Below are 7,614 nucleotides of genomic sequence, written 5' to 3'. Positions count from 1 at the left end.
TTTGTTGTTGCTCAAAATTCTGTTGCTTAACTGTTTATCTTTTTAGCCGCTATCAACGCTGTTTTTTATCTGCTTTCGCCAATGCTTTTAGCCACTTTGCTTGCTCTACCGTTGGCATAAACGCTTGCCATAAGTCTGGACGACGCGCTTGCGTACGTTCGACTTGCTGACTAAAGCGCCACTTCGCGATATTGGCATGGTGGCCTGAAAGTAACACTTCAGGCACTGCCATACCCGCAAACTCATGCGGCTTAGTATAATGCGGACAATCAAGCAAGCCATCGACGAACGAGTCTTGCTCAGCTGACTTATCATCACCCATAATATCAGGCAGACGACGTATCACACTATCCATCAGCACCATTGCTGGTAGCTCACCACCGGTAAGCACGTAATCACCAAGCGATATCTCCATGTCGACATACTGCGACAGTAAGCGCTCATCAATGCCTTCGTAACGACCACATAATATAATCATGCCGTCATACTCAGTCATATCGACCACACTACTTTCACTCAGCGTCTGCCCTTGTGGCGACATATAAATCACCGGACAGTGCGCTTTGTCGACACGGCAGCCATGCTGACTTGCTCGCAGGCGTGCATCCTCGATGGCTTGTGATAACGGCTCAGCCATCATCACCATGCCAGGACCACCACCATACGGACGTTCATCAATACGGCGATAATTGTCACTGGTAAAATCACGCGGGTTAATGCATTCGATCGTTACTTGCTCTTGAGTGACTGCTCGACCTGTGATTCCAAACTCACGAATCGTGGCAAACATCTCAGGAAAAATACTAATAACGGCAAAATACATTAAATATCTACTTGCGCAGTGGCTAATATTGGCTAAATAAATCGCTGTGACTATTGACAAATTTTAGCGATAAAGCCAAAACTTATATCACTAAAGCTTGTATTAATAATCACTTATTAACAATTTCTTATTAATAGTCACTCGGCCATGCCACCAGCACTGTTTTTTCAGTCAGATCGACCTTCACTACAGTTTGCTTGTGCCATGGAATCAGGCGCTCATCGGCATCTAAGCTGTCTGGCGTTGCTGCAACGCGCATAATTGCGTGTGCACCAGTTTCAAACATCTCAGTAATATCGCCTAGATACTCATGTTGCTCGTTCATAACGCGCAAGCTGACCAAATCTGACCAGTAATATTCATCTTCATCAGGTTCTGGCAAGATATCCTGCTCAACCCAAACGGTTACCCCGTTCATGGTTTCAGCAACATTGCGATCAGGAATCTGCTCAAACTGAGCCACAATTCCTGTGCCTTGTTCACGCCAAGCCTTTACTGTCAGAGGTTTCATACCAGTAGCAGTTTTCATCCACCACGGCTGCATGTCAAATATCGCTGTACGATCATCCGTCTCACTAAATACCCAAAGCCAGCCTTTGATGCCATAAGGCTTTTTTAGCTGACCAATTTTCATAAGGGCACTAGCGTTTGGAGCAGATGACATAACGGCTAACCTAACAATGATGAAAACAGCGATGATAAATAAAAAAGCGATTAAAAACGATAAACGTCGTCAAAAGCGATAAACAGTTAATGGCGTACCCTGGTTAGACCAGTTACGCTAGGTATTTCTAAGTCAACTGAACGATGCAGTAACTGCACTATCAGTATGATTAATCAAACTTAAGCAGTTGCTTCAGTTTGAGCAACAGACTTATTATAAGCTTTTGCTAATGAAGCAACGCGATCAGAAGGTTGTGCACCTTTTGCGACCCACGCATTATACGCTTCCATGTTCAAGCGTACTGCTTCTTCAGAATCTTTAGCGAGTGGGTTAAAAAAGCCGATGTTTTCAATGTAGCGACCGTCACGCGCGCAGCGCTGATCAGCAACAACTACTTGATAAAATGGGCGTTTCTTGGCACCGCCCCGTGCTAAACGAATAACAACCATGTGAATTCTCTCTTTCGCAGGTATACCAAAAAGGGCATAATTATATCACAGTCTTATTTTATTGAAAACATAAACTGTGCTTATTTAATTATTTATTAACAATAGCTTAAATCGTTATGACTGTAAATAACATTCATTATTCACGCTGATAATATAATGAATACTCACTTTCTTAGGCTTCAATTTACGCGAGTGATGTTACCAAGGTTGCAAATGAAAGCCAGCAGCGCAAGCAACCGATTATGCTATTCTAGTAGTCGCCTTTATCACCGCTTCACTTTATTCTGGACACTTATGACCACGCCAAACTCGCAACTGCCTCATAAAAGCTGGCTACCACGCTCATACTCTAATAGCCTGCTTACCACCTTAATGGTGGCATTTATTGTGCTCATTAGCGTTGGGGTATCTATTTTATTTTTTTGGCGCAGTTTATATTTGCCAGAGCTCAAAAGCCATGCACGCTATTTGACCAGCGAGCTACGGCTGATGAACAGCGCCAATCGAGACTGGCGAGACAGCCCTGAAGTCCGTCAGTGGATTTATCAGCACTCACATGTCGTGGTGGTGGATAATCCAAATGACTTTCCAGAGGTTGCCGACAAACCATTTGTCAGCGTTTTTACCGATGTGTTGCAACGAGAAATCAGCGCACAATTGGGCCGACCAGTTGAGGTTTATTTTAAATTTAAACCCACCCCTCAGCTTTGGGTACAGGACAGTCGCGATAGCAGTTTTTGGATACGCGAACCTGTGGTCTATTATTCGCAGTACAGCCCCTCTTTATTAATAGTATTTTTATTTGGACTACCATTTTTGACGTTATTGACGATTGTTTTATTAGCGCGTCAATTGAATCGCCCTCTGCGTTACCTACAACGTGCTGCCACCAACTATATTCAGCTGGGTCATGCAACAACGCTGCCGACCCGTCATGGTCCTACTGAGATTCGTCAGGTAAATATGGCTTTTAATCGGCTGTTTACTACCCTCAATCAAGCACAAAAAGAGCGTACGATTATGCTAGCGGGTATCTCACACGATCTGCGAACCCCGCTGACCCGCATGCGCCTAACTGCTGAGATGCTGCCCGATGATTTTTTTCGTGAAGGGTTGATTTATGATATCGAAGATATGGATGCGATTTTAGAGCAATTTATCTCATTTATGAAAGATGGCTCTGATGAGCCGGTACGACTGACCAATTTAGATACCATATTCAATGAGATTATGGTGCAATTTGCGCCGCTAGAGTTTATCTATCAGTCAGAATGCAGCAAGCTTGTTCCCGTACGTCCTATGTCAATCAAGCGCTTGATTATCAATCTGGTGAATAATGCTAAGCGTTATGGTGAGCCACCTATTTATTTGTCTGCTGTTGTCATGCCAACTTTTGTAGAAAAAGAGGCAATAGAGTACAGTGATGTCGTGACTGAAAATAGCGTCAACAAAGAAGCAAAAGAGCAGTTGATTATCTGTGTGCGCGACTGCGGTAATGGGGTGGCAGAAGACCAGCTTGAGCGTGTTATGCAACCGTTTGAGCGGGGCGAATCAGCACGTACCACTCAAGGTAGTGGACTTGGCTTAGCGATTGTTGATCGTATCGCACGCTTGCATCATGGCACAGTTGAAGCCATTAACCACCCCGATGGTGGACTACAAGTCTGTGTTCGCATCCCTCTTATCTCAGAAGTAGCGGGTGAGCAGCCTTCAAATGCGAATGCTGATAAACACTCTATCGCTAGCAGCATTAATCAGTAATGCAAAAAAGCAACGATGGCCATCGTTGCTTTTCTAGTACTACCCTTTAAAAATAAAAACCTCTATGCTTATAAGGCTTATTACTTACTGCCAATCACAGGCGGAATATATTCAGCGCTGTTGATAAAAGCCAAAGGCTGAGTAATCTCATCCTGTGCAGCCTTTAGCGTCTGAGTAGAGCTTGGCTGCTGTAAGAATAAATAATATCCTAGCGTTATAGCGTTTATGACCACCAAACTCCCAAATAAATACGGCATCTTATGTCCTCCTCCATTAAAGACTGTATCAACGACGCTTAAGCGTCAAAATCACGCTCGCTCTTTTCTTGAGTCAATTCATCAGCTGCTAGGATTTGTGTCAGAGGCTTGATAGGCCATGTCATCACAAAGCGCGCGCCACCAAGATCTCGGCTTTCATCAACCTTCATCCGACCATTAAACCAAAAAGCAATACGTGAGACAATAGACAGACCCAAACCGTAGCCACCTGAGGCGCGGGTGCGACTGTCATCCAAACGCGAAAAAGGAATAAAGACTTTTTCACGATCGGCTTCTGGAATACCGTGGCCATCATCTTCAACACTGACAAAGGCATTGCCCTTCTTGACCCCAGCACTGATGATAATCGTCGTCTCTGCATAACGTAAAGCATTACCAGCCAAATTCTGAATCACGCGGTGCAAGTAGCGTCTGTCCGCAATCGCCTCTACTTTAGCATTTGGCAGTTTGGTGACAATTTTGATTGGTTTACCCAAAGCATTGGTTTCACGTTCGATTTGCTCAAGCAGCTCTCGAAGATTGACTGGTTCCAAATCTAATTTGGGCGAACCTTCCTCAAGCTTTGCATAGGTTAGGATTTCATCAATCAAACCATTCAGCGCTTCGATGTCTTCATCGATAAAGTCACGCTGCATAAAACGTGAGTCTTCATCATCCGTATCTGCCAGCATATCAACAGCAAAACGAATACGCGCAACCGGTGTGCGCAGTTCATGTGACACGGCGCGGGTCAACTCTCGCTGCGACTCAATCAAGCGTTTAATATGAGAAGTCATGGCATTAAAAGTTGCCGCCAAACGAGCAATTTCGTCCTGACCAATAACCTGAACTTGACTGTCCAGATTGCCTTTACTGACCTCATTTACCCCGACCTGAATCAATTGCAGTTTACGCTCGAGTGGGAAAATCAGTGCATATACACCCAAACTGATTAGAAACATACTGATCAAAATCATACTGACGATCAGGTTTAGCGGGAACCAATTAAATAAAGGTACTGGACCAATCAAAATTGCCATATCACTGATTTCAGATGGCACAATGACTTTAATCGATGAATTGCTTTTGCTGGTATTGGTATCTTGCAATAAGATTACCACTTCATCACGGCGCAAGCGCGCCATCTGATCAGGATCTAAGTCGAGCGCTGTTACCGCTTTAAATGCTAAAGGGAAGGAAAACTTTTCCTCTAACTGCGCCAAACGTGCGCGCTTATCAGACAACGTAATATAATAGGATAAGTCATCTAGCAAAAAAACAGCAATAGCTCTGACTTGCTGTTCGGTCACTTGTGAGATACGCGCCGTCAATACACCTTGATTCTCTGGTAGGCGGTAATAGACATCAGCGGTAGCCAGTTGACTCATATAGCGTACCACCGTGTTTTCTTTCTCAAAACGGCGCAGCTCACTGGCATTAAAGTCCACTTCATCCACGGACAAAATCTTAAACTCTGAACCAAATAAGCTGCTAGCATCAGACAACCAATAATCACGCTGCGCTTCGTTTTCTTGGTGAGCCAAACCCTCACTCACGATATGAAACGCCCCTGTCGCCATGTTTTCACGATAAGATTGCACGCGCTCTTTATTGATGGTATCCATCAATAGCTGGGCAAATAGTGCCACACACAAACAGACTATGAGTAGCCCTGCATAAATACGAACAAAGATACTGTGTTTAAGAGAAGAGACTAATGACATACGTGCCGTGACCAACCTGATAAATAATTGTTATCAATAGGATAATACCTATCATAACCACTATAGAATAATATTTGCTGCGATTTATATTTAATGACCATGAAACTGGTATATAAAATTATCGCTTAATTAAACCACATAACGCAGCCATTAAGGTTAAAAACTTGATATTTAAACCCCAAAAAACCAGCTTTACGCTGGTTTCTTATTACATAACGATGAACAATCAAAACTTGTAGCAAAAATCGGCGTCTAGTTGCCTTCTTTTACGAACAGATAGCCCTTGCTACGTACGGTTTTAATACGTTTTGGATTTTCTGGGTCATCACCGATTTTTGGACGGATACGTGAAATACGCACATCAATAGAGCGATCTTGACCGTCATATTCGATACCGCGTAGGCGCTCAAAGATATCTTCGCGTGACAAGATACGACCAGCATTAGAAGCCAATAACCATAATAGGTCATATTCTGCACTGGTGAAATCAACCAACTCGTCGCCTAAATTTACTGAACGACCACCATTATCGATAACCAACTCACCAAACTCTAGACGCTGCGGCACATCTTCTGACGGGGCGTTTTCTGAGCGGCGTAATAACGCACGAATACGTGCGAGCAATACACGTGGCTGAGCAGGTTTGGCGACATAGTCGTCAGCGCCCATCTCAAGACCCAATACTTGATCCATATCTTCGGTGCGCGCGGTCAGCATAAGAATTGGATTTTGATAATGGGGACGTACTTCACGGCATACGGTCAAGCCATCGCTACCCGGTAGCATAACATCAAGTACGACCAAATCTGGCTGCTCGTTGACAATACGACGAATGGCGCGATTACCATCCGTTTCAATCGCCACTTCTAGACCGTTTTTGACCAAGTAATCTTGGGTCAACATGGCCAGACGCTCATCGTCCTCAACAATCAAAATTCGGGGGGTGTTGTCATCATCATTCGTTGTCATTGTTATATCCTCTAATACATCTCATTTAAAAGTAGTCAAAATAAGAGCAGCAAAATGAATAGCACTACAAAATAGCGCAACTGCTGTTCATATAGCTGTTACAAACATGGCAGCACAGTATACTATTAATCCTGCAGCTTCCTATACTATAGCTTATAGCCGTTAACAAAACCTATAAACTACGACCCTTAAAACTTTAGTTTACGTCCGAAACAATCGCGTTTATCGTATTAAAAAAGCAGCAAACCATTTTATTTGCTCAGAATCGCTTTATTATGTTTAAAGCCTTGAACCATAAGCCAAATTGTTCAGCAAGGCATATAAGATATGCCTAACTCTAGACGTTAGCAAACTATTTTCCAACCCTTAATATAACCATATATTGCCATTGTGGCTAGTGGCTTTTGAGCGAATGTCTAAAAATTCCTGACGGCAAATAAAACCTTTGAATAAAACGATCATCCATAAAAAAACAGCCCATAGAGGACTGTTTTTTTATTATTGCTTGTTAGAATAAATAATTATTCTGCTAAACAAAAAAGCTTAGGCACGGTTTTTATACTTACGGATGGTCTGTAGCTGAGCAACAGATTCCGCCAATGACGCCAAGGCAGCATTGGTTTGTACAGTGTCAGACTGGTTGACCAGCATTTGCTCTGCTTTTTTACGCGCTTCAACGATTTTGCTTTCGTCAAGATTATGTGCACGCATGGCAGTATCTGCTAGTACTGTCACCATTTTTGGCTGTACTTCTAATACGCCGCCCGACACATAAATCACTTCTTCTTCACCATTTGGCGTTTGCACGCGCATTGCGCCAGGCTTGAGCAAAGTAATAAGCGGAGTGTGACCTGGCAATATACCAATCTCGCCTTCGGTACCACTAGCTATTAACATGCTAATTTCGCCTGAATACAACTCTTCACGAGCACTTACGACGCGACATTGTAACGTTGCCATACTTAAT

The 7,614-nt window shown here is 43.4% G+C and carries 8 protein-coding genes; 1 reads left to right on the top strand and 7 read right to left on the bottom strand.

From position 1 onward, the window contains the following. Positions 1-52: 52 nt before the first annotated feature. The 3 genes from trmD to rpsP all read right to left on the bottom strand — a co-directional run bounded on the left by trmD (position 53) and on the right by rpsP (position 1,936). Complete coding sequence (trmD, locus tag ABYU67_RS11450) at positions 53-823, bottom strand: tRNA (guanosine(37)-N1)-methyltransferase TrmD (RefSeq protein WP_372845303.1); 771 nt, start codon at positions 821-823, stop codon at positions 53-55. 130 nt (positions 824-953) lie between these two features. Continuing rightward, a complete protein-coding gene (gene rimM, locus ABYU67_RS11445) occupies positions 954-1,487 on the bottom strand; it encodes a ribosome maturation factor RimM (RefSeq protein WP_372845301.1) in 534 nt (177 codons plus the stop codon). A gap of 179 nt (positions 1,488-1,666) precedes the next feature. Then, positions 1,667-1,936 (bottom strand): 30S ribosomal protein S16, encoded by a 270-nt coding sequence (gene rpsP / locus ABYU67_RS11440; protein WP_372845299.1) that lies wholly within the window; start codon positions 1,934-1,936, stop codon positions 1,667-1,669. Positions 1,937-2,230: 294 nt separating this feature from the next. On the opposite strand from rpsP, the gene ABYU67_RS11435 reads away from it, so the two are divergent. Next, positions 2,231-3,697, top strand: a complete 1,467-nt coding sequence (locus tag ABYU67_RS11435; protein ID WP_372845297.1) for an ATP-binding protein — start codon at positions 2,231-2,233, stop codon at positions 3,695-3,697. An 80-nt stretch (positions 3,698-3,777) separates the two neighbouring features. Here the strand turns inward: ABYU67_RS11435 and ABYU67_RS11430 are convergent, their stop codons facing one another. The 4 genes from ABYU67_RS11430 to ABYU67_RS11415 form a co-directional block, all read right to left on the bottom strand. Continuing rightward, entirely contained in the window at positions 3,778-3,954 is a 177-nt protein-coding gene (locus ABYU67_RS11430; protein WP_372845295.1) for a hypothetical protein, read from the bottom strand. A 38-nt stretch (positions 3,955-3,992) separates the two neighbouring features. After that, positions 3,993-5,678, bottom strand: coding sequence for an ATP-binding protein (locus ABYU67_RS11425; protein ID WP_372845293.1), 1,686 nt, complete (start codon positions 5,676-5,678; stop codon positions 3,993-3,995). A gap of 252 nt (positions 5,679-5,930) precedes the next feature. Then, positions 5,931-6,647: a response regulator gene (locus ABYU67_RS11420; RefSeq protein ID WP_020444432.1), complete on the bottom strand. Its 717-nt coding sequence runs from the start codon at positions 6,645-6,647 to the stop codon at positions 5,931-5,933. Between the two features lie 543 nt (positions 6,648-7,190). Beyond that, complete coding sequence (locus ABYU67_RS11415) at positions 7,191-7,607, bottom strand: F0F1 ATP synthase subunit epsilon (protein WP_149493092.1); 417 nt, start codon at positions 7,605-7,607, stop codon at positions 7,191-7,193. Positions 7,608-7,614 lie beyond the last annotated feature (7 nt).

This window comes from Psychrobacter sp. (assembly GCF_041554015.1).
In the GTDB taxonomy this organism is placed as follows: domain Bacteria; phylum Pseudomonadota; class Gammaproteobacteria; order Pseudomonadales; family Moraxellaceae; genus Psychrobacter.
This window is presented reverse-complemented; position numbering and strand designations above follow the sequence as displayed.

Excerpts from the sequence above, each read along its gene's own strand:
- trmD (WP_372845303.1), bottom strand. The coding sequence starts at position 823 with ATGTATTTTGCCGTTATTAGTATTTTTCCTGAGATGTTTGCCACGATT.
- rimM (WP_372845301.1), bottom strand. The coding sequence starts at position 1,487 with ATGTCATCTGCTCCAAACGCTAGTGCCCTTATGAAAATTGGTCAGCTA.
- rpsP (WP_372845299.1), bottom strand. The coding sequence starts at position 1,936 with ATGGTTGTTATTCGTTTAGCACGGGGCGGTGCCAAGAAACGCCCATTT.
- ABYU67_RS11435 (WP_372845297.1), top strand. The coding sequence starts at position 2,231 with ATGACCACGCCAAACTCGCAACTGCCTCATAAAAGCTGGCTACCACGC.
- ABYU67_RS11430 (WP_372845295.1), bottom strand. The coding sequence starts at position 3,954 with ATGCCGTATTTATTTGGGAGTTTGGTGGTCATAAACGCTATAACGCTA.
- ABYU67_RS11425 (WP_372845293.1), bottom strand. The coding sequence starts at position 5,678 with ATGTCATTAGTCTCTTCTCTTAAACACAGTATCTTTGTTCGTATTTAT.
- ABYU67_RS11420 (WP_020444432.1), bottom strand. The coding sequence starts at position 6,647 with ATGACAACGAATGATGATGACAACACCCCCCGAATTTTGATTGTTGAG.
- ABYU67_RS11415 (WP_149493092.1), bottom strand. The coding sequence starts at position 7,607 with ATGGCAACGTTACAATGTCGCGTCGTAAGTGCTCGTGAAGAGTTGTAT.